The sequence below is a fragment of the Kitasatospora sp. NPDC057940 genome, assembly GCF_042887425.1.
In the GTDB taxonomy this organism is placed as follows: domain Bacteria; phylum Actinomycetota; class Actinomycetes; order Streptomycetales; family Streptomycetaceae; genus Kitasatospora.
On record NZ_JBHVPH010000028.1, the window covers coordinates 44431 to 66229 of the forward strand.

The 21799-nt window shown below is 73.5% G+C and carries 20 protein-coding genes; 16 read left to right on the top strand and 4 right to left on the bottom strand.

Annotated elements, in window-relative coordinates; all coding sequences use genetic code 11:
* Positions 1-147 precede the first annotated feature (147 nt).
* The 6 genes from ACFVTF_RS31220 (at position 148) to ACFVTF_RS31245 (ending at position 8256) form a co-directional block, all read left to right on the top strand.
* Positions 148-2388 carry a HAMP domain-containing protein gene (locus ACFVTF_RS31220; RefSeq protein ID WP_387817598.1) on the top strand — a complete coding sequence of 747 codons (2241 nt, stop codon included), beginning with the start codon at positions 148-150 and terminating at the stop codon, positions 2386-2388.
* Between the two features lie 21 nt (positions 2389-2409).
* Positions 2410-3759, top strand: a complete 1350-nt coding sequence (gene pgsB, locus ACFVTF_RS31225; RefSeq protein WP_371518521.1) for a poly-gamma-glutamate synthase PgsB — start codon at positions 2410-2412, stop codon at positions 3757-3759.
* Positions 3756-4238, top strand: a complete 483-nt coding sequence (locus ACFVTF_RS31230) for a poly-gamma-glutamate biosynthesis protein PgsC/CapC (RefSeq protein ID WP_063349074.1) — start codon at positions 3756-3758, stop codon at positions 4236-4238. Before pgsB ends, ACFVTF_RS31230 begins: the two co-directional genes overlap by 4 nt.
* A 48-nt stretch (positions 4239-4286) precedes the next feature.
* Positions 4287-5372: an NlpC/P60 family protein gene (locus ACFVTF_RS31235; RefSeq protein ID WP_387817599.1), complete on the top strand. Its 1086-nt coding sequence runs from the start codon at positions 4287-4289 to the stop codon at positions 5370-5372.
* A gap of 184 nt (positions 5373-5556) precedes the next feature.
* The gene (locus ACFVTF_RS31240; RefSeq protein ID WP_350877297.1) at positions 5557-6378 is read left to right on the top strand and encodes a purine-nucleoside phosphorylase; all 822 of its coding nucleotides are present in this window, start codon (positions 5557-5559) and stop codon (positions 6376-6378) included.
* A 153-nt stretch (positions 6379-6531) separates the two neighbouring features.
* Positions 6532-8256, top strand: a complete 1725-nt coding sequence (locus ACFVTF_RS31245; protein ID WP_387817600.1) for a phospho-sugar mutase — start codon at positions 6532-6534, stop codon at positions 8254-8256.
* Between the two features lie 63 nt (positions 8257-8319).
* Here ACFVTF_RS31245 and ACFVTF_RS31250 read toward each other — a convergent pair whose 3' ends face one another.
* Positions 8320-8994, bottom strand: coding sequence for a PH domain-containing protein (locus ACFVTF_RS31250; protein ID WP_387817601.1), 675 nt, complete (start codon positions 8992-8994; stop codon positions 8320-8322).
* A 207-nt stretch (positions 8995-9201) separates the two neighbouring features.
* On the opposite strand from ACFVTF_RS31250, the gene deoC reads away from it, so the two are divergent.
* The 4 genes from deoC (at position 9202) to ACFVTF_RS31270 (ending at position 13456) form a co-directional block, all read left to right on the top strand.
* Positions 9202-10188, top strand: coding sequence for a deoxyribose-phosphate aldolase (deoC, locus tag ACFVTF_RS31255; RefSeq protein ID WP_350877291.1), 987 nt, complete (start codon positions 9202-9204; stop codon positions 10186-10188).
* Between the two features lie 5 nt (positions 10189-10193).
* A complete protein-coding gene (locus ACFVTF_RS31260) occupies positions 10194-11669 on the top strand; it encodes an aldehyde dehydrogenase family protein (protein ID WP_363369190.1) in 1476 nt (491 codons plus the stop codon).
* Positions 11662-12564, top strand: a complete 903-nt coding sequence (locus tag ACFVTF_RS31265; RefSeq protein WP_350877287.1) for an aldehyde dehydrogenase family protein — start codon at positions 11662-11664, stop codon at positions 12562-12564. Before ACFVTF_RS31260 ends, ACFVTF_RS31265 begins: the two co-directional genes overlap by 8 nt.
* A 268-nt stretch (positions 12565-12832) precedes the next feature.
* On the top strand, positions 12833-13456 hold the full coding sequence (locus ACFVTF_RS31270; protein WP_387817634.1) for an ATP-binding protein: 624 nt from the start codon (positions 12833-12835) through the stop codon (positions 13454-13456).
* A 277-nt stretch (positions 13457-13733) separates the two neighbouring features.
* Here the strand turns inward: ACFVTF_RS31270 and ACFVTF_RS31275 are convergent, their stop codons facing one another.
* The gene (locus tag ACFVTF_RS31275; protein WP_107453068.1) at positions 13734-14396 is read right to left on the bottom strand and encodes a SigE family RNA polymerase sigma factor; all 663 of its coding nucleotides are present in this window, start codon (positions 14394-14396) and stop codon (positions 13734-13736) included.
* Positions 14397-14987: 591 nt separating this feature from the next.
* On the opposite strand from ACFVTF_RS31275, the gene ACFVTF_RS31280 reads away from it, so the two are divergent.
* The 5 genes from ACFVTF_RS31280 to ACFVTF_RS31300 all read left to right on the top strand — a co-directional run bounded on the left by ACFVTF_RS31280 (position 14988) and on the right by ACFVTF_RS31300 (position 19136).
* Positions 14988-15665, top strand: coding sequence for a response regulator transcription factor (locus ACFVTF_RS31280; protein WP_063349065.1), 678 nt, complete (start codon positions 14988-14990; stop codon positions 15663-15665).
* Positions 15666-15821: 156 nt separating this feature from the next.
* Positions 15822-17366 carry an ATP-binding protein gene (locus tag ACFVTF_RS31285; RefSeq protein ID WP_387817602.1) on the top strand — a complete coding sequence of 515 codons (1545 nt, stop codon included), beginning with the start codon at positions 15822-15824 and terminating at the stop codon, positions 17364-17366.
* Complete coding sequence (locus tag ACFVTF_RS31290) at positions 17363-17677, top strand: hypothetical protein (protein ID WP_387817603.1); 315 nt, start codon at positions 17363-17365, stop codon at positions 17675-17677. Before ACFVTF_RS31285 ends, ACFVTF_RS31290 begins: the two co-directional genes overlap by 4 nt.
* 262 nt (positions 17678-17939) lie before the next feature.
* On the top strand, positions 17940-18425 hold the full coding sequence (locus ACFVTF_RS31295; protein ID WP_387817635.1) for a VanZ family protein: 486 nt from the start codon (positions 17940-17942) through the stop codon (positions 18423-18425).
* A gap of 240 nt (positions 18426-18665) precedes the next feature.
* Entirely contained in the window at positions 18666-19136 is a 471-nt protein-coding gene (locus tag ACFVTF_RS31300) for a hypothetical protein (RefSeq protein WP_387817604.1), read from the top strand.
* A gap of 75 nt (positions 19137-19211) precedes the next feature.
* Here ACFVTF_RS31300 and aspS read toward each other — a convergent pair whose 3' ends face one another.
* Complete coding sequence (aspS, locus tag ACFVTF_RS31305; protein ID WP_387817605.1) at positions 19212-20489, bottom strand: aspartate--tRNA(Asn) ligase; 1278 nt, start codon at positions 20487-20489, stop codon at positions 19212-19214.
* A 504-nt stretch (positions 20490-20993) separates the two neighbouring features.
* Between aspS and ACFVTF_RS31310 the strand changes: the two genes are divergently transcribed.
* Positions 20994-21179, top strand: coding sequence for a PspC domain-containing protein (locus ACFVTF_RS31310; RefSeq protein WP_371518512.1), 186 nt, complete (start codon positions 20994-20996; stop codon positions 21177-21179).
* A gap of 109 nt (positions 21180-21288) precedes the next feature.
* Here the strand turns inward: ACFVTF_RS31310 and ACFVTF_RS31315 are convergent, their stop codons facing one another.
* Complete coding sequence (locus ACFVTF_RS31315; RefSeq protein WP_387817606.1) at positions 21289-21642, bottom strand: ATP-binding protein; 354 nt, start codon at positions 21640-21642, stop codon at positions 21289-21291.
* Between the last annotated feature and the right edge of the window lie 157 nt (positions 21643-21799).

Consider the following 21799-nt stretch of genomic DNA (forward strand, 5'->3'; position numbering starts at 1 on the left):
GATCGACACCGGAACGTGACAACTTTTCGAAATCTCCTTCGTACGCTGTTCCGGCTTGACCAACTCTTGATCAGCGTTTGACCCGACGAGAAGGCCGGCGGACCTCCCGGGGACAGGTACGCCGAGCCCCGAGAAGAACGAGGCCCCGTGAGCACGGCACCCAACCCGCCGCGGCAGCACCGCTATCGCCGCCGGGCCGACATGCCGCTGCTGGGAGGCATCCGCCCGCCCATCGCGCTGCTGCTGGTGCTGCTGCTCGCCGTCGCCGCCATCACCGCGCTCGCCGTCGGCGGGCTGCGCGTCGACGACACCCCGCAGGCCGTCCGGGAGTCCCACCAGTACGCCGCCCAGGACACCGCGGCCTCGCTGCGCGCCGGACTGCACGAGAGCGCCACCGACCTGCGCCGGGCCGCCGCCCGCTACGACGCCGCGCCCGCCGAGCCGGCCGCGGTGCTGTCCGCGCTCGGCCAGGCGTACCACAAGTGGCGCGGCACGGCGGTGGTCCGCCCCGACACCGGCCGGCTGCTCGCCGCCCGCGGCGAGACGGTGCCGCTGGCCGGCCTCGACCTCAGCCGGGTCACCGACACCGCGCCCGCGCCCGTCCTGGTGCCCTCCACCACCGGCACCCGGCTGCTCACCTTCGCCCTGGTCGCCACCAAGGCCGACGGCCGCGCCCTGCTGGTCGCCTCCGACAACCTGCGGCTGCCCGGCATCGCGACCCGCAAGGAACAGACCATCCAGGTCCTCGACGCCGCCGGCGCCGTCCTGGACAGCACCGGCGCCGAACTCGGCGCCGAGGCCGACCGCGCCGTGGTCACCGGTGCCCGGGAGCGCGCCGCCCGCGAACGCCCGGCCCCCGGCGGGACGGCCGCCGGCAGCCTGTCCGGCAGCCCGGACGCCAAGGGCGTGCGCCGGGTCGCCGGCTACGCCGCCGTCGGCACCGCGGGCGGGCACGACCTGGCCGCCCCGCTCGGCCTGACCGTGGTCTCCACCAGCACCGTCGACGGCAAGCCCGGCAGCCTGCGCCACCCCGCGCTCGGCCTGGCCGCCGCCGGCGCGCTGCTCGCCCTGGCCCTGCTGCTCGCGTGGTACCTGAGCCGCAGCCTCCAGCGGCCGCTGCTGCGGCTGTTCCTGGAGTCCCGCCGGCTCACCCGCGGCGAACGGCTCGACGTCCCGGTCCGCGGCCCGAAACGGAGGGAGGCCGGCCGGATCGCCCGCGCCCTGGAGGAGCTGCGGCTGCAACTCCTCGACCCGGCCCGCCCGCCGGCCCCCGCCGCGCCGAAGCGCCGCCCCGGCACCGCGCTGCCGCTGGCGCTGTGCGCCGTCCTGGTGCTCGGCTGGTCCGGCCCGCTGCTGTTCCTTGGCGGCAACGACCCGACCGTACGGGTCCCCACCCAGGTGGTGGCGGGCCAGCGCGACCGCACCGACACCGCCGCCGACCGGATCCGCCAGGCACTCAACGAGGGCTACGCGGACCTGCGTTCGCTCGCCCCCGAACTCGCCGGCGCCTCCGTCGGCAAGGCCGACGCCCTGCTGCGCGCCACCCTCGCCGAGCACGACCGCTACCGCGCGCTGTACGTCCTCGGCGCGAACGGCGAGGTCCTCGCGCGCGCCGGCGACACCCCGCACCGCACCGGCCCGCAGGCCCTCGGCGCGAGCGGCGTGCTGCTGCTCAACAGTTCCGGCCGGGAGCCCCGGATCGCCGCCCGCGCGGCCCTCACCGCCGCCCCCGCCGACGCGGAGGCGGAGGGCGCCGCCGAGCCGCCGGGGCCCGTACTGATCGGCGAGTTCAAGACGGACTTCCTCAGCGGGCTGCTGGTCCGCCCCGGCCTCGGCCGGGTCTGGCTGGTCGACGACCGGCAGCGGGTGCTCGCCGCCAACGAGGGCTACAGCTCCTTCGGCGAGCTGCCCGAGGGCCGCGCCAGGGCCCTGCTGGCCCAGGCGAAGAAGTCGGCCGCCGCCGAGGTGCTGCGCGGCGGCGGCGACCCGTCGGTGTTCGCCGCCGCCCCGCTCGGCGGCAACGGCAGCGTGGCCAAGCTGGGCTGGTCGGTAGTCACCGCCCACCCGGTGGCGTGGCTGCACCTGGACGAGAACCGGGCCGACCGGCGGACCGTGCTGGCCGGCATGCTCGGCCTGGCCGCGGCCGCGCTCTGCCTCGGCTGGCTGTTCATCGCGGTCGGCCTGCCGCTGCGCCGGCTCGCGGCGAGCGCCGAGGCGCTGGCCGCCGGGGACCGCCGGACGGTGCTCTACCCCGTCCACCACGACGAGGTCGGCGCCGTCGCCCGGAGCCTGGAACTGATCCGCCAGGAACTGGTCCGCCAGGAGCCGGCCCGCCCCCGCCGCACCGCCGCCCCCGAGTCCGCCCCCGTGCCCGCGCACGCCCGCTGAGCCCCGCCCGAAGGACCTCCCGTGCTCTTCCTCTACGTCGTGCTGCTGGTGTGCTGCGCCGTGCTGCTGGTGGCCGGCATCGTCGAGCAGCGCCGGCACTTCGCCGCGCTGGAACAGATCCCGACCCGGGTGCTGGTCAACGGCATCCGCGGCAAGAGCTCGATCACCCGGCTCTGCGCGGGCGCGCTGCGCGGCGGCGGCCTGGTGACGGTCGCCAAGACCACCGGCACGGCGGCCCGGTTCATCCACCCGGACGCCACCGAGGAGCCGGTCTACCGCAAGTTCGGCATCGCCAACGTGGTCGAGCAGATCGGCATCGTCCGCCGCGCCGCCACCTACCGGCCGGACGCCCTGGTGATCGAGTGCATGGCCGTCATGCCGGCGCTCCAGGAGGTCAACCAGACCAAGCTGATCCGCTCCACCATCGGCGTGCTGTGCAACGTCCGCGAGGACCACCTCGCCGAGATGGGCCCGACCCTGGACGACGTCGCCCGCTCGCTGTCCCGCTCGATGCCGGTCGGCGGGGTGTGCGTCACCGCCGAGCAGGAGCGCGCGCACATCCTGCGCGCGGAGGCGGCCCGGCGCGACTGCGAACTGATCGTGGTGGACCCGGAGTCGGTCACCGACGAGGAGCTGCGCGGGTTCAGCTGGTTCACCTTCAAGGAGAACGTGGCGATCGCCCTGGCCGTCGCCGAACTCCTCGGCGTTGAGCGGCGGACCGCGCTGCGCGGCATGTGGGCGGCCCCGCCGGACCCGGGCGTGCTGTCGGTCGAGCGCTACCGCACCGAGGACGGCAAGCGGCTGCGCTTCGCCAACGTCTTCGCCGCCAACGACCCCGAGTCCACGCTGATGAACGTCCGCCAGCTGGAGGGCCTGGGCGCGATCCACCGCCCGCTCAACGTGGTGATCAACTGCCGCCCGGACCGGGTGGAGCGCAACGGCCAGATGGGCCAGATCGTGCCCGACCTCGACCCGGACGCCGTGTTCCTGATCGGCCACCCCACCAGGAGCGCCCGGGACGGCATCCCGGCCGGGTGGTCCGGCCGGGTGGTCGACCTCGGCGGCGACAAGCGCGACCCGGCCCGGCTCACCGCCGACCTGCTGGCCGAACTCGGGCCGGACTCCTCGCTGGTGGCCGTCGGCAACATCCACGGCCAGGGTGAACTGTTCCTGGAGGAGCTGGCCCGGCTCGCCCCCGACGAGGCCCCGGACGCGCCCGACGCCCCCGAACTCCCGTACCACGAGCCCGAACCGCTCTACCCCGAGCCGGTCTACGACTCCGCGTACCGGCCCGTCCACCACCCCGAACCGCTCCCCGACTCCTGGTTCGAGCCCCACCACCACACCCCCCACCACGGAGACCAGCAGTGATCCCCACCGAGCTCACCCCCGAGATCGCCGCCATCGGCATCGCGCTCGGCCTGGTCTTCTCGCTCGTCTGCTACCTGACCACCAACCTCTCCCCCGGCGGCATGATCACCCCCGGCTGGCTGGCCCTCACCCTGGTCGAGGACCTCCAGCGGGTGGCCATCGTGATCGGCGTGACGGTGCTGACCTACCTCGCCACCCGGGTCGTCCAGAAGCTGGTGATCCTGTACGGCAAGCGGCTGTTCGCCGCCGTGGTGCTGATCGGCGTGCTGCTGCAGGCCACCGTGATGCTGGTCCTCCAGCGCGAACTGCCCACCCTGTACGCCAACCAGACGCTCGGGTTCATCGTCCCCGGCCTGATCGCCTACCAGCTGGTCCGCCAGCCCCGGGCGGCCACCCTGATGGCCACCAGCACGGTGACGCTCGCCAACTACGTGGTGCTCACCGCCGGCGTCCTGCTCGGCGCCCTGCCCGGCACCTGATCCCCCCGTTCGGGAACCCCCGCCCGGAATCCCCTCAGGAAGACCCCGATGCCCGTCACCCGCAAGTCCCTGCTCAGCGGCGGCCTCGCCGTGGCCCTGCTGGCCGCCAGCGGCTACCTCACCGTCCAGCTGCGCGACCGCGGCCACGACCGGCCGTCGGACCAGGGCGGCGGCGCACCGCTGATCACCACCACCGCCGTGCCCGGCCCCGCCCAGGGCACCGCCGCCGAGTACCGCTACGAGCGGCTGGGCGGACCCGACCGCACGGTGGTCCGGGACGCCCGCGGCGGCGTGGTCGCCACCCTGACCGACAGCGCCCGCACCGCCGTCCTGGCCGGCCCGAGCCGCACCTTCGCCGAGCCGGGCACCACCACGGCCACCGTGGTGACCGACACCTGGGTCCGGCTGATGCCGCAGCCGTGGCGGCCGGGCGCCGAGCAGGAGGGCTGGTTCCGCACCTGGTTCCAGCAGTCGCTCGGCTCCACCGCGGACGACGTGCTGGCGGTGGCCACCCAGTACCTGGCCGGCGCGGCGCCGGAGAAGGACGCCAAGGGCGTGCGGTTCAAGGGCGACGCCTCCTTCGGCCCGCTCAACCCGAACGGTTCGGTGGGCAACGACCTGCGGCTGGAGCAGACCGACTTCCTCGACTACCTCGGCGTTCCGTACACGTTCGCCGACAAGGTGGCCAAGCAGCCGGACAGGACGCGGTACGGCGCCTTCGACTGCTCCGGGTACGTCCGGATGGTCTACGGCTACCGCTCCGGCTACCCGCTGCTCTCCAAGGACGTGGCCGGCCCCGGCCTGCCGCGCAGCGCCAACGGCCTGGCCCGGGTCGGCCCGGGCGTCCCGGTGCTGCCGCTGACCACCGCGCCGGGCTCCGACACCACCCTGCGACCGGCCTCGATCGACCCGCTCCAGCCCGGCGACCTGGTGTTCTTCGAGATCGACGCCCGCACCGGCGCCCGGCTCGACCACACCGGCATCTACCTGGGCCTGGACACCGACGGCCACCCCCGGTACATCTCCAGCCGGGAGGAGGCGGACGGCCCGACCTTCGGCGACAAGGGCGGCACCGCGCGACTGGACGACAACGGCCTGTACGCGAAGGGGCTGCGCAGCGCGAAACGGCTCTGAACCGGGGCCCGGCTCCCGGCCCGCACCGACCGCGCGCCGGCCTCGCACCGATTTGTACGTACCGACGAGCGGCGTCACCCGAAAAGCGCCACCGAGCTGTGCTTTCGGGTCAACCGGGTAACGATCCGGCATGCCGCGCCGGATTTTCTACGCGCGTAGCCGAAACCCGTCTATCCTCGGAGCCGTGAACGCATCTCCTCAGTCGGTCGTCTCCGCCGACCCCTACGCCGCCGCCCAGGCCGCCGCCGAGCGCCTGCGCGAGCTGACCGGTGCCGAGCGGCACGACGTCGCCCTGGTGATGGGCTCCGGCTGGGTGCCGGCCGCCGACGCCCTGGGCGAGACCGTGGCCGAGTTCCCGGTCACCGAGCTCCCGGGCTTCCCCGCCCCCGCCGTCGCCGGCCACGCCGGCACGATCCGCTCGGTGAAGATCGGCGACAAGCGCGCCCTGATCTTCCTCGGCCGCAACCACTACTACGAGGGCCACGGCGTGGCCACCGTCGTCCACGGCGTGCGCACCGCCGCCGCGGCCGGCTGCGGCATCATCGTGCTGACCAACGGCTGCGGCGGTCTGCGCGAGGGCTGGGTCCCCGGCCAGCCGGTCCTGATCAGCGACCACATCAACCTGACCGCGGACTCCCCGATCGTCGGCGCCAACTTCGTCGACCTCACCGACCTGTACTCCAAGCGCCTGCGCGCGCTCTGCCGCGAGGTCGACCCGAGCCTGGACGAGGCCGTCTACGTCCAGTTCCGCGGCCCGCACTACGAGACCCCGGCCGAGGTCAACATGGCCCGGGTGATCGGTGGCGAGCTGGTCGGCATGTCCACCACCCTGGAGGCCATCGCCGCCCGCGAGGCCGGCTCCGAGGTGCTCGGCATCTCGCTGGTCACCAACCTGGCCGCCGGCATCACCGGCGAGCCGCTCAACCACGCCGAGGTGCTGGAGGCCGGCAAGGCCTCCGCCGAGCGCATGGGCGAGCTGCTCGCGAAGGTCCTTGAGCGGATCTGACGCCCGGCTGGCGCACAATCATGAGCGACGGGGCCCTCGGGCGGCCGTGATCCGTTGATCACGCCCCGCGGGCCCCGTCCGCATGTGCACCCCCCTTCTTTGCGGAACCCTCCGGCCTACCAACCGACGCACTTCCCGATGGAGCAGGCAGCCATGACGCAGGCAACCACCACCGACCTCCTCGCCCGGGCCCGAACCTGGCTGGCCGAGGACCCCGACCCGCAGACCCGCGAGGAGCTGACGGCCCTGCTCGCCCGGGCCGAGGACCCGGCGGCCGAGACGGACGGCAAGCTCGCCTGGGCGGACCTCGCCGAGCGCTTCGCCGACCGGCTCCAGTTCGGCACCGCCGGCCTGCGCGGCGAACTGGGCGCGGGCCCGATGCGGATGAACCGCGCCGTGGTGATCCGGGCCGCCGCCGGCCTGGTCGCCTACGTCAAGCAGCAGAACCTGGGCGACCTGGTCGTGATCGGCTACGACGCCCGCCACAAGTCCTACGACTTCGCCCGGGACACCGCCGCCGTGGTGGTCGGCGCCGGCCTGCGCGCCGCGCTGCTGCCGCGCCCGCTGCCGACCCCGGTGCTCGCCTTCGCCGTCCGCCACCTGGGCGCGGCCGCCGGCGTCACCGTGACCGCCAGCCACAACCCGCCGCAGGACAACGGCTACAAGGTCTACCTGGGCGACGGCTCGCAGATCGTCCCGCCGGCCGACGCCGGGATCGCCGCCGAGATCGACGCGATCGACTCGCTCCACGACGTCCCGCGCGCCGAGGACGGCTGGGAGGTGCTCGGCGAGGACGTCATCGAGGCCTACCTGGCCCGGGCCGTCTCGATCGTCGACGAGCACAGCCCGCGCAACCTCGACGTCGTCTACACCCCGATGCACGGCGTCGGCCGCGACACCCTGGTCGCCGCCTTCCGCCGGGCCGGCTTCCCGGCGCCCACCGTCGTCGCCGAGCAGGCCGAGCCCGACCCGGACTTCCCGACCGTGGCCTTCCCCAACCCGGAGGAGCCGGGGGCGATGGACCTCGCCTTCCGCACCGCCGCCTCGGTCGGCCCCGACATCGTGATCGCCAACGACCCGGACGCCGACCGCTGCGCGGTGGCCGTCCCGGCCCTCGCCAACGCGGCCGGCAGCGGCAACGGCACCTCCGGCTGGCGGATGCTGCGCGGCGACGAGGTCGGCGCGCTGCTCGGCGCGGCCCTGGTCGCCAAGAAGGCCGAGGGCGTCTTCGCCACCACCATCGTCTCCGCCACCCTGCTGGGCCGGATCGCCGAGGCCGCCGGCCTGGGCTACGCCGAGACGCTGACCGGCTTCAAGTGGCTCTCCCGCGCCGAGGGCCTGCGCTACGGCTACGAGGAGGCGCTCGGCTACTGCGTCGACCCGCAGGGCGTCCGGGACAAGGACGGCATCACCGCCGCCCTGCTGGTCGCCGAACTGGCCGCCACCCTCAAGACGTCCGGCCGCACCCTGACCGACCTGCTGGACGACCTGGCGCTGGAGCACGGCCTGCACGCCACCGACCAGCTGTCCGTCCGCGTCCAGGACCTCTCGCTGATCGCCGACGCCATGCGCCGGCTGCGCGAGCAGCCGCCGACCGTCCTGGCCGGCCTCCGGGTCACCCGCGCGGACGACCTGTCGGCCGGCTCCGCCGAGCTGCCGCCCACCGACGGCCTGCGCTACTACCTGGCTGGCGAGGCCGTCCGCTCGGCCCGCATCGTGGTCCGCCCGTCCGGCACCGAGCCCAAGCTCAAGTGCTACCTGGAGGTCGTCCTCCCGGTCGCCACCGCCGCCGACCTCGGCGCCACCCGCGAGCGGGCCGCCGAGCTGCTCGAAGCGATCAAGCGCGACCTGGCCGAGGCCGCGGGCATCGCCGTCTGACGCCCGCCCGTACGAGAAGGGGCCCGCCGGTCGCGTACCGGCGGGCCCCTCGCGTGCTCCGGCTCAGACCGCGATCACCGTGATCAGCGCGGCCAGGCCGGCCAGCGTCGGCGCGATCACCCACCAGCACCACGCCACCTCGACCGGGCCGGCCGCGTCGGGGCGGCGGGCGTTGCGCTCGGCCATCTCCTGGAGCACGTTGGTCACCTGGTCGGACCAGGCGCGGGTCGGGTCGGGCGAGCCCTGCACCACCGGGTTGGTCTGGCGGCCGAACACCATCCCCATCCGGGAGGCGTGCTCGGCGCCGCCGCGCTGCTGGGCCCGGGTCGCCCGCTTGCGCTGCCGCAGCGACACCGGCACCGCCCACACCTGGTACTTCTTGCCCCCGGCCAGCAGCTCGACCGAGTACCCCGCGCGCAGCGCGTCCACCGAGGCCCACGGCGCGGTGATGGTCCGCCACGGGTTGCGCACCAGCAGCCGGCTGCGGTCCGCCAGCACCGCCGGGCGCAGCGTGTAGGCGATCACCGGGAAGGCGAACAGCGGCACCGCCGCGAGCGAGACGTACGGCGTCTTCCCCGTCCCGTTCAGCACCGCGTCGCCGATCAACCAGCCGGCGACGGCCAGCAGCAGCACTCCGGAGATCACACCGGGGACAGAGCGGTACACGCGGTCCGCGTACGCGGGATCCCCGTCGGGGGCGGCGGAACCCTGGCGGGGCTTGCCGTCGGAATCGGTCATGCCGTCGATTCTGCCCCATGCCCCTCACCGAGAGGTCTCGGTCCGGCATCGAATGCCACCCCCGGACCACCCGGTCGCCGGTCACCGCGCGGCCCGGCCGTACACGCCCCCTGCCACCCCTCCGCCGTCTCCGAGGTCTCGGTCCGGCCACGAAAGGCAGGGCCCCTAGCGGTCGACTACGCGCGTAGATATGCTGCTCTGGTGACTATGTCCACTGTTGCAGCCAATGCCCTCGGCGTTGCGGGCAGCGGCCTTCAGGACGTTGCGGCGTCCGAGGCCTCGCTCCGCCGCTTCCTGCACGGCCTGCCCGGCGTCGACCAGGTCGGCCTTGAGGCGCGTGCCGCCACCCTCGGTACCCGCTCGATCAAGACCACGGCGAAGGCCTACGCCATCGACCTGGCGATCTCGATGATCGACCTGACCACGCTGGAAGGCGCGGACACGGTCGGCAAGGTGCGCGCCCTGTGCGCCAAGGGCAGGACCCCCGACCCGACCGACCCGACCACCCCCCGCGTCGCCGCCATCTGCGTCTACCCGGACATGGTCGCCACCGCGAAGGACGCCCTGCGGGGCACCGACATCCAGGTCGCCTCGGTGGCCACCGCCTTCCCGGCCGGCCGCGCCGCCCTCCCGGTGAAGCTCGCCGACACCGCCGACGCGGTCGCCGCGGGCGCCGACGAGATCGACATGGTGATCGACCGGGGAGCCTTCCTCTCCGGCCGCTACTACGACGTCTTCAACGAGATCGTCGCCGTCAAGGAGGCGTGCAAGCGCCCGGACGGCACCAGCGCCCACCTCAAGGTGATCTTCGAGACCGGCGAGCTGCAGACGTACGACAACGTGCGCCGCGTCTCCTGGCTGGCGATGCTGGCCGGCGCCGACTTCATCAAGACCTCCACCGGCAAGGTCGCCGTCAACGCGACCCCGCCGGTCACCCTGCTGATGCTGGAGGCGGTCCGCGACTTCAAGGCGCAGACCGGCGTCCAGGTCGGCGTGAAGCCCGCCGGTGGGATCAAGACCACCAAGGACGCGATGAAGTACCTGGTGATGGTCAACGAGACCCTCGGCGACGACTGGCTGAGCCCGCACTGGTTCCGCTTCGGTGCCTCCAGCCTGCTCAACGACCTGCTGATGCAGCGCCAGAAGCTCACCACCGGACGCTACTCCGGCCCCGACTACGTGACGGTGGACTGATCACCATGGCCAAGAAGAAGAACATCGAGGAGCCCGCGAAGGCCTCCGGCCTCTTCGCCTACGCCCCGGCCCCCGAGTCCCCCGCCGCCGCGGGCGACATCGCCACCTCCTACGGCCACTTCATCGGCGGCGAGTTCGTCGACTCCTCCGGCAGCGAGGCCCTGAAGACGGTCAACCCGGCCACCGAGCAGGTGCTCGCCGAGTTCGCCCAGGGCACCGACGAGGACGTGGACCGCGCGGTCGCCGCCGCCCGCAAGGCCTTCGCCGACTGGTCGGCGCTGCCGGGCAGCGAGCGCGGCAAGTACCTGTTCCGGATCGCCCGGATCATCCAGGAGCGCAGCCGCGAGCTGGCCGTGCTGGAGTCGATCGACAACGGCAAGCCGATCCGCGAGACCCGCGACTTCGACATCCCGACCGTCGCCGCGTGGTTCTTCTACTACGCCGGCTGGGCGGACAAGCTGGACTACGCGGGCTTCGGCCCGAACCCGCGCCCGCTGGGCGTGGCCGGCCAGGTCATCCCGTGGAACTTCCCGCTGATGATGCTGGCGTGGAAGATCGCGCCCGCCCTGGCGACCGGCAACACCGTCGTCCTCAAGCCGGCCGAGACCACCCCGCTGACGGCCCTGCGCTTCGCCGAGATCTGCCGCCAGGCCGGTCTGCCGAAGGGCGTCGTCAACATCGTCACCGGCGACGGCCGCACCGGCGCCGCGCTCACCGCGCACCCGGACGTCAACAAGGTCGCCTTCACCGGCTCCACCCCGGTCGGCAAGGCGATCGCCCGGCAGCTGGCCGGCAGCCGCAAGAAGCTGTCGCTGGAGCTGGGCGGCAAGGCCGCGAACATCGTCTTCGACGACGCGCCGATCGACCAGGCGGTCGAGGGCATCGTCAACGGCATCTTCTTCAACCAGGGCCACGTCTGCTGCGCGGGCTCGCGCCTGCTGGTCCAGGAGTCGATCCAGGACGAGCTGCTGGACGCCCTGAAGCGCCGGATGTCCACCCTGCGGGTCGGCGACCCGCTGGACAAGAACACCGACATCGGCGCCATCAACTCGGCCGCCCAGCTGGCCCGGATCACCGAGCTGACCGACGCCGGCGAGGCCGAGGGCGCGGACCGCTGGTCGCCCGAGTGCGAACTCCCGGGCACCGGCTTCTGGTTCAAGCCGACCCTGTTCACCGGCGTCAGCCAGGCCCACCGGATCGCCCAGGAGGAGATCTTCGGCCCGGTCCTGTCGGTGCTGACCTTCCGCACCCCCGACGAGGCGGTCGCGAAGGCCAACAACACCCCGTACGGCCTCTCCGCCGGCATCTGGACGGAGAAGGGCTCGCGCATCCTGTGGACGGCGAGCCGGCTCAAGGCCGGCGTGGTCTGGGCCAACACCTTCAACAAGTTCGACCCGACCTCGCCGTTCGGCGGCTACAAGGAGTCGGGTTACGGCCGCGAGGGTGGCCGCCACGGTCTGGAGGCCTACCTCGATGTCTGATGTCGCCACGCGTCTTGACGTCTTCAAGACCTACAAGCTGTACGTCGGCGGGAAGTTCCCGCGCTCCGAGAGCGGGCGGGTGTACGAGGTGACGGACGCCAAGGGCCAGTGGCTCGCCAACGCCCCGCTGGGCACCCGCAAGGACGCCCGCGACGCCGTCCTGGCCGCCCGCGCGGCGGTCAAGGGCTGGGCCGGCACCACCGCGTACAACCGCGGCCAGGTGCTGTACCGGGTGGCCGAGATGCTGCAGGGCCGCCGCGAGCAGTTCGCCGCCGAGGTCTCCGCCGCCGAGGGCATCGGCCCGAAGAAGGCCGCCGCGCTGGTGGACGCCGCGATCGACCGCTGGATCTGGTACGCGGGCTGGACGGACAAGGTCGCCCAGATCGCGGGCGGCGCCAACCCGGTCGCCGGCCCCTTCTTCAACCTCTCCACCCCGGAGCCGACCGGCGTGGTCGGGATCGTCGCCCCGCAGGCCGGGTACGGGCACTCGCTGCTCGGCCTGGTCTCGGTGATCGCCCCGGCGATCGCCACCGGCAACACGGTCGTGGTCGCGGCCGCCGCGGACGCCCCGCTGCCGGCCCTGTCGCTGGGCGAGGTGCTCGCCACCTCGGACGTCCCCGGCGGCGTGGTCAACATCATCTCGGGCAGGACCGCCGACATCGCGCCCACCCTGGCCTCGCACCAGGACGTCAACGCCGTGGACCTCACCGGCGCGATCGCCGCCGACGGCCCCGGCGCGGCGCAGGCGCTGGAAGCGGCCGCCGCGGATACCCTGAAGAGGGTGGTCCGTCCGGAGCTGGACCCGTTCGCCCAGGACTGGACCAATGCGCCCGGTACCGACCGGCTACTCTCGTTCCTGGAGACGAAGACGGTCTGGCACCCGATGGGGATCTGACCGCCCCGTCGACCACCGAGTAACAACTCCACAGACTGGCCGTCCCCAGTGCCCTCTCCCCCCCAGGGCCCGGACGGTCATTGGACGGACCCGCGCCTCTCCCCCCCTGGCGCGGGTCCGTCGCCTTTCCGTGCCGTTCCGACCTTCCGTGCCGTTTCGACGCCGTCCTCCGGCTCGCCGGTCCCCGGAGCTCGCAGAAGGTGTGATCCAGCGGGTTTCGGCATCGGGCCCGGATGCGTCAGACTGGTGTCCCGTGAGTGACGACCCGCTGAATCCTGTGCCGACGACCCACGCCCGGGTCGTCCTGCTGTCCGGCCCCTCCGGCTCCGGGAAGTCCTCGCTCGCCGAGCGCAGCGGGCTGCCGGTCCTGCAACTGGACGACTTCTACAAGGACGGGGACGACCCCACCCTGCCGCTGCTGCCCGACGGCGCGGTCGACTGGGACTCCCCGCTCGCCTGGCACCGCGACCAGGCCGTCGCCGCGATCCGCAGCCTGTACGAGACCGGCCGCGCCGACGTCCCGGTGTACTCGATCCCGGACAACGGCCGGATCGCCACCCGCGCCCTGGACCTGGACGGCGCCCCCGCGTTCATCGCCGAGGGCATCTTCGCCGCCGAGATCACCGCCGAGTGCGCCGCCGAGGGCCTGCTCGGCGATGCCCTGTGCCTGCGCAACGGCGCGCTCACCACGGCCTGGCGCCGGCTGCGCCGGGACGTCCGGGAGGGCCGCAAGTCGCTGCCGGTGCTGCTGCGCCGCGGCTGGCGGCTGATGCGCGCCGAGCGGTCCATCGTCGGGCGGCAGGTCACCCTGGGCTCCCACCCGTGCGCCGGGGCCGAGGCCGAGCGCCGGATCCGCGCCGCGGCCGGGCGGCGGGAGCTGTCCTCCGTCTGAGCCGTCATCCGGTTGGGCCGTCATCCGGCCGGGCCGTGCTCCGTCGGAGCCTGCTCCGTTCGGGTGGGCCGTCTCCGGACGAGGGCTCGACGCGGAACGAAGACACGAAGAACGACGGGCCCGGTGCGTCTCCCCCGCACCGGGCCCGTCGCCTTCCCCGAACGGCCGTCGGGCTCCCCGTGTTCGTCGCTCCCCCGAGCCGGCGTCCACGCACCGCGACCGTTCGCTACCCGTCCCCCGACGGGAGTTCCACTCCTTCGCGTCACCCGCGTCCGCGTCAGGCGACCAGCTCGCCGAACGCCCGGACGGTGTCGCCCGACTTGTTCAGGTGCTCGTCCTCGCGCAGCCGGCGCAGCGCCCGCCAGATGCTGCTCTTGACCGTGCCGACGCTGATCCCCAGCACGTCGGCGATCTCCGGGTCGGTCTTGCCCTCGTAGTACCGCAGCACCAGCATGGTGCGCTGGTTCTCCGGAAGCTTCGCCAGCGCCTGCCAGAGCACGGTGCGCAGCTCGGTGCCGCCCATCGCGTCGGTGTCGCCGGCCGTCTCCGGCAGCTCCTCGGTCGGGTACTCGTTGACCTTGCGGCGCCGCCAGGCGGAGATGTGCAGGTTGGTCATGGTCCGGCGGAGGTACCCGCCGACCGCGGCCTTGTCGGTGATCCGGCCCCAGGCCCGGTAGGTGCTGAAGAGCGCGCTCTGCAGCAGGTCCTCGGCCTCGTAGCGGTCGCCGGTGAGGTGGTACGCCGTGGCGTAGAGGGAGGCGCGGCGCTCCCGCACGTACGCGGTGAACTCCGTGATGTGGTCCTCCGCGACGGCCGGGTGCTCGCCCTGCGCGTCCGCCCGTCCCGCCTCGGTGGTGCGGGCCGCCGCAGGGTTCAGCTGCAGCAGCGTCGCACCGGCGGCCTCGCGGCCGGCCGACTCCCCCGAGCCGACCGTCCGCAGGCCGTTCCCGCCGACGCCCCGGTTCCCCGCCGGAGCGTCCTTGCCCTCGACGCGGACGGGGAGGATCCCCCGCAGCGTGAGGGTGTTGCCGGAGTCGGCCGCGTTCCCCACCCGGCCGATCCCGTACAGCTCCCCCGTCCTTGCGCCGCCGCTCACCCGGCGGGCGACAGGGTTTCCACCGGTGCTGTGCGCGCACCCCCGTACGGTCACGGCACCGGAGTTCTCGTCGGTCCTGACCTCGTACCGGGTCCGCGGGGCGGTGGCTGACGAACGCGCGGTGCGGACAGCCGGGTTGGTCCGGGTCTGAAGCATGGCGTTCATCGTGCGCCCCCTGGGTCGGTACGAGCGGTTCCTGTTGCCGCCTTCCAGCCGGCCGGGTTGGCCCGCTGTCCTGCGGCGACATGGAAAATCTTGCCCGCCGGTTGTGATGGCGCTGTCCGCCGACTGTCACAGGGGTGTCACAGGGGCGGGCCTTTCGTCCCGGTCCGCCTCCCTCCGTACCGGACGCCGGTAGTGCTCCTTCCGGTTCCCGTACGGGCGGTGACCGGTCCTGGGGGTGATTCGACGCTTCGAGTGGGCCAAAATGGGGCCGTGCCTTTCCTCCTTCTGATCGAGGACGACGACGCCATCCGGACCGGCCTCGAACTCGCCCTCACCCGCCAGGGCCACCGCGTGGCCACCGCCGCCTCCGGCGAGGACGGTCTGAGGCTCTTCAAGGAGCAGCGGCCCGACCTGATCGTGCTGGACGTCATGCTGCCCGGAATCGACGGCTTCGAGGTCTGCCGCCGCATCCGCCGCACCGACCAGCTGCCGATCATCCTGCTGACCGCCCGTTCGGATGACATCGACGTGGTGGTCGGCCTGGAGTCCGGCGCCGACGACTACGTGGTCAAGCCGGTGCAGCCACGGGTGCTGGACGCCCGGATCCGGGCCGTGCTGCGGCGCGGCGAGCGGGAGAGCTCCGACTCCTCCGCGTACGGCACCGTGGTGATCGACCGGGCGGCGATGACCGTCACCAAGGACGGGCAGGACCTCCAGCTCACCCCGACCGAGCTGCGGCTGCTCCTGGAGCTCAGCCGCCGCCCCGGCCAGGCGCTCTCCCGCCAGCAGCTGCTGCGGCTGGTCTGGGAGCACGACTACCTGGGCGACTCCCGCCTGGTGGACGCCTGCGTGCAGCGGCTGCGGGCGAAGGTCGAGGACGTCCCGTCCGCGCCGACCCTGATCCGCACCGTCCGCGGCGTGGGCTACCGGCTGGACCCGCCGGCCTGAGCGCCTCCCCCGTTCCCCTGTTCGCCGTCCTCCTGCTTCCCGCCCTCCCGCTTCCCGTCCTCCTGGTTGCCGCCCTGCTGGTTGCCGCCCTGTTGACCCGCCTGGGTTGCCCGAAATTCCTGAACTCCCTGAACTTCCGTACGACGACAGGCTCTTGTGACTGATCATCAGACGACGGCCCGCCGCTTCGCCGCGGGCCCGTGGCGCAGGCTGCGTTCCCTGCGCGTACGGCTGATCGCGGTGTTCGCGGCGGTCGCGCTGCTCGCCGCCGTCTCGGCCTCCGGCATCGCCTACTGGCTCAACCGCGACGCGGTGCTCAAGCGAGCCCAGGACAACGCGCTCAACGACTTCCGGGTCTCGCTCAGCCGCAACGTCTCCGAGCTGCCGCTGAACGCGAGCTGCCCGGACCTGACCACGCTCGCGTCCACCGTCGCCAGCTCCGGACTGAGTTACGACGTGGTGGTGGCCGACCCGGCGCACCCGGAGTGCACGGCCTCCTCCGACCCGGGGCAGTTCACGCTGGCCGACGTCCCGGCGGCGCTCCAGTCCACCGTCGCCAGGCAGCGCGAGGTCACCGAGAGCAACCCGTACCCGTACCACCTGTACTGGCAGCGGCAGAACCTGGCGGGCCAGCCGTTCCTGATCGGCGGCACCAAGGTGGTGCCGACCGGCCCGACGGCGTACATGTTCAAGTCGCTGGAGAACGAGCGCAAGGACCTCAACACGCTGGGCTGGTCACTGGCCATCGCCACGCTGCTCGCGCTGATCGGCTCGGCGCTGCTCGCCCAGGCGGCCTCGTCGACCGTGCTGCGGCCGGTCAAGCGGCTCGGCGACGCCGCCCGACGGCTCGGCGAGGGACACCTGGACACCCGGCTGGAGGTCGAGGGCGGGGACGAACTCGCGGACCTGGCGCGGACGTTCAACCGGGCCGCGGAGTCGCTGCACGAGCAGGTCGAGGAGTTGAGCGCGCGCGAGGCGCAGAGCCGGCGGTTCGTCGCCGACATGTCGCACGAGCTGCGCACGCCGCTGACCGCGATGACCGCCGTCACCGACATCCTGGAGGACGAGGCCGAGTCGCTGGACCCGATGATCGCACCGGCCGTACGGCTCGTGGTCAGCGAGACGCGGCGGCTGTCCGACCTGGTGGAGAACCTGATGGAGGTGACCCGCTTCGACGCCGGAACCGCCAAGCTGGTCGCCGACGAGGTGGACATGGCCGACCTGATCATGTCCTGCATCGACGGCCGGGCCTGGTACGACGCCGTCGAACTGGACGCCCCGCGCGGCATCCTGGCCGTCGTCGACCCGCGCCGGCTCGACGTGGTCTTCGCCAACCTGATCGGCAACGCGCTCAAGCACGGCGGCTCCCCGGTGCGGGTCAAGGTCCGGCAGACCGCGGGCTCGGTCGTCATCGAGGTCTCCGACAGCGGCCCGGGCATCCCCGAGGACGTGCTGCCGCACGTCTTCGACCGGTTCTACAAGGCGGACCGGGGACGGGCCCGCTCGGAGGGCAGCGGCCTGGGGCTGTCGATCGCGATGGCCAACGCACAGATCCACGGGGGCACGATCACGGCGGCGAACGGGGAGGTCGGGGCGGTGTTCACGCTGACGCTGCCGCTGGCCCCGCCGCCTCCGCCGAACGAGGGCGACACCGGTGACGGCCCCGTCGGCGACGCCGCCCAGGACAAGGACGCCACGTGACCGCCCCCACCCGCACCGCCCTGCGCCGCACCGCCGGCGCCCTGCTGCTGCTCGCGCTCGCCTCCGGCTGCGGCATCCGGCCGACCGCCGTCCCGGTGGACGCGGGCGCCCCGGCCAGCCGGACGGCCTGCCCGACCGCCCCGCACATCCCGACCGCCCTGGCCACGCCGCCGGCGCCCACGCCGGCCCCGCCGGCCCGCGGCGGCGCCAAGGCCGGTGCGAGCCCGAGCCCGTCGCCCACGGTGGTGCCCGCCACCCCGCCGGCCGACAACGTGTTCGGCGCGGTGCCGACCTCGGCGCCCTGCCGGTAGTCCCGCCTGCCCGTCTGCCTGTTTGCCCGTCGCCCCGCCGTTCCGCCGTTCGGCGCCGGGGCGGCGGGCAGCCGGGGGCGCGCCTCGGAATGTTCACGCCCGGGGTGGAACCACTGCGCCACCGGCCCACGTCCTTCCCCCCGTGCAGCGAGATGGCACCAGGACACGCGACGAGCGTTCCGGCGCACGGACCAGGAACCGGCCGGCGACGGCCGTCCACCGTCCCCTTCGAACAGCCGGACTGGCGGGCCTGACCTGTCACCTGGCCCTCGTCCTCTGGCTGGTGGTGCTGAGGCCGCTGCCGGTTCCCTGGGTGTACGACACCAACCTGACGCCGCTGGCCTCCCTCCGCTCCTCCACCGGCTGGCAGGTGCTCGGCGAGCTCCTCCTGCTGGCCCCGCTCGGCGTGCTGCTCCCGCTGGCCGGCGGCCGGCTGCGGGCCCCCTGGCTGCCGTCCTTCCTGCGCACCACCGGCGCCTCCGCCCTGCTGGCGACCGGCCTGGAGTTCCTCTCCTCCTGGACGCCCGGGCACGTCCTCAACGTCGACCACATACTGCTCGCCGTGATCGGCGTGGCCATCACCCACCTGGCCCTCGTCCCCGGCCTGCGACGGCTGCTGCGCGACTGGCGCCCGCGGGTCCGGGTGCCGGCGCCCGGAGCTGCGCCCGCGCCCAAGGTGACCACCCTGGTCGGCCCACCGGTCGCCCGCGCCCGCGCCTACGCCGAGCCCACACCCCCCGCCCGCTGAGGCCTTACCTCCCGCACCCCGGCGAGTGCGCTCCCGCACTCGCCGCCGGTGCCACCGGGGCCGCAAAAGACCCGCAGCATCTCATAGCCAGTCATTTCCCACCTCGTCAATTGCCGTTCCGTCGGGGTGCGACGACTCCGTGATGAAAAGGCGACGCCGAATGTCGGCCGCCTCCGGTAATCTGCGCTGTCGCCCCAAAGGCCTCACCGCCTTAATCCCCCCGTCCCACAGGAATCCCCCTTGAACAATCTCGATTTCAGCGCCGAGCCGCTTTTCTCCTGGTACGTCGTCGCGCTGGCGATCAGCGGTGCCGCCATGCTGGTCCTCGGAGCGGTCAATCCCGGTAGCGGCCTGAAGGTCGGCTGGCGGATCATCAACGTCCTTGCCGGCCTCGGATTCCTGGGGTACGCCTACTACCTCGCGTTCGTCTTCGAAGGCGGCCGGTACGAGATCTTCTTCAAGGCGTTCATCCTGCCGATCGCGCTGATCGCCAACTCCGTGAAGGCGATCGTCGAACGCGGCAACGCCAAGAACCAGCAGCCGGCCCCGCAGGCGGCACCGTACGACCCCAACGCCCCGCAGGCGCCGTACGGCCAGCCCGTCCCGCCGCAGGGCGCCGCGCCGCAGGCCGCACCGTTCGCTCCGTCGGCGCAGCCCGTGCCGGACAACCCGTACGCGCAGCCGGTGCCGCCGGCCGGGCAGGCGCAGTAGCTGCTCGCCGATCCGCCACTGACGGGCGGGGGGCTCCGGTTCGTCCGGCGCCTCCCGCCCGTCGGTGTCAGGGCGTCAGGGCGTCAGGCGGTGCAGGTCGCGGGGGAAGAGCGTGGTCCGGCGGATGTTGTCGGTGCCGGTGAGCCGCGCCGTCCAGCGCTCCAGCCCCAGCGCGAACCCACCGTGCGGCGGCATCCCGTGCGCGAAGGAGCGCAGGTAGCCCTCGTACGGCTGGACCGGCTCGCCGCGGGCCGCCAGCGCGGCCAGGTAGTCCTCGTGCCGGTGCAGCCGCTGGCCTCCGGTGACCAGTTCGAGCCCGCGGAAGAGCAGGTCGAAGCTGTTGGAGTACTCCGGGCGGCCCGGTTCCGGGTGGGTGTAGAAGGGCCGCTTGCGCATCGGGTAGCCGACCACGAACAGGAACTCGCTGCCGTGCTCGCGCAGCGCCCACTCGCTGAGCCACCGCTCGTGCGCCGGGGCGAGGTCCGGCTCGTCGACGCCCAACAGCCGCATCGCCTCGGCGAAGTGGAGCTGCGGGATCTCCGCCGGGACCTCGGGCAGCTTCACCTCCAGCAGGTCGACGGCGGCGCCGGCCCGCTCGGCCACCGAGGCGACCATCCCGGCGACCACCTCGCGCAGCACGGCCATCACCTCGCGGTGGTCGGTGATGAAGCCGAGCTCCGCGTCGAGGCTGGTGTACTGCGCCAAGTGCCGTGCGGTGTCGTGCGGTTCGGCCCGGAACACCGGCCCGGTCTCGTAGACCCGCTCGAACACCCCGACCATCGCCTGCTTGAAGAACTGCGGCGACTGCGCGAGGTAGGCGGGGCGGCCGAACCAGTCCAGCGCGAAGACGTTCGCCCCGGACTCGGTGGCCGAGGAGACCACCTTGGGGGTCTGGATCTCGGTGAAGTCCAGGCCGTCGAGGGTGGCCCGGAACCCGCCCACCGAGGCCGCCGTGATCCGGTGCAGGGCGGCCAGGCGCGGGTGGCGGAGGGTGACGGGGGCGCCGTCGAGGATCACCGGGAGGGTGGTCTCGACGGTCGGCCGGAACAGGCTGAACGGGGGCGCCTCGGCAAGGCCGGACAGGACCTCGACGGTGGGCGAGGTCAGCTCGACGCCGGCCGGCGCCTGCGGGTTGGCGGTGACGGTGCCGCGGATCCGCAGGACGGTTTCCTCCGGCAGGTCGGGGCCGGCGCCGGTGGCGACCACCTGGGCCGGTCCGGAGCGGTCCCGGATCACCAGGAAGGTGACGGACTTGAGTGCGCGGCGGCGGTGCAGCCAGCCACTGATCTCTACGGATTCGCCGATGTGGCCGGGTAGTTCGGCGGCCAGGACACGGGTCGTCGGGTGGATCATCGCGGCCCTCCAGGGGCGTCGTGGTGATCCCTTCGGAGTGCGGGCGAGAAGGGCAACTCGCGGTGCCACCGCACTTTCGCCGCCGCCCGCGCGGGCGGCGGCCTCGTTGTGGCCCGTTGACGGGGGCCGGTCGGCGGGGCATTTCCTCCCCGCACTCGGGAGTGTCTTCGCTCCGGGGCGCGGGGCCGCCTTCACAGCTGCCGGCGGCTCTCTCGGCCCGCTGGGCCCGGAGGTACTCGTCTCCCTCGACGTGTTGCCGGAGAGGCTAGACCGGCCCGCCGCCGGACCGCAACGGGCTTTCCCGCCGCCGGGCGGGCGCCACCTGGGGCATCCGCGCTCCGGGCGACCCTGAGACGGACCCCGACACCCGGCTACGCCTCACCGGCGAGTCGGCGGGGTGTCGAATCGACTGCCAGGTGGACGTTTCCGGGGGCGCGGTGGCGGAGAGTGGAAATTAAGCCCGCCGGATCGGCCGGATCGGGTGCCACGACACGGAGTTGACCCATGAGCGCCCGTCTCGCCCGTCCCCGTCACAACCGCGTCATCGCCGGCGTCTGCGCCGGTCTTGCCGAGCGCTACGGCGTGACGCCGTGGACCGTGCGACTGATCTTCCTGATCTCGATCATCCTGCCCGGGCTCCAGTGCCTGGTCTACCTGGTCCTCTGGGCGGTGCTCCCCCAGGAGCCGTAAGCCCGGGAGCCGTACGCCCGGCGCCGTCGCGCCGGGCCCGGTACGACGGCGGGCCGCCCGCTCCCGGGATCACCGGGGCGGACGGCCCGTCGCCGTGCCTGCGGCCGGATCAGCCGGTCAGGCCCGGCAGCGGCAGGGTGTGGGTCAGCCCGCCGATGGGGGTCTTGTCGACGCCCGGGATGGTCGGGAGGGCGCCACGCGTGGCGGCACCGGCCTCGGCGGCCGGGGCGGGCGCCGCCTGGCCGGCGGCCGGGGTGAGGGTGCCGAGCGTGCCGGTGACCTTGTCGCCGCCGGGCAGCTTGGCGGCGGTGTCGGTGACCGCGCCGGTCACCGCGGGGTTCGTGACCGCGCCGGTGGGCAGCCCGAGGCCGCCGGGGGCGGCGGCGGAGGCGGTACCGGCGCCCACCGCCGCGATGGCGATGCCGAGCGCCGCGGTGCCGGCGGCCTTGAGAGCCTGCTTCATGGTTCGTCCCTTGGGTCGTCGTCGGTGGCCGACATCGGGACGGGGCGGACGGGCTACCGCCGCCACGGCCTGTCAGCATGGACGGGCACACCGTAGTGAGTGCGCCACGCGAGGACCAAAGGGCGTTCACTCACCCGAGTGAGTAGTCGGATGAACG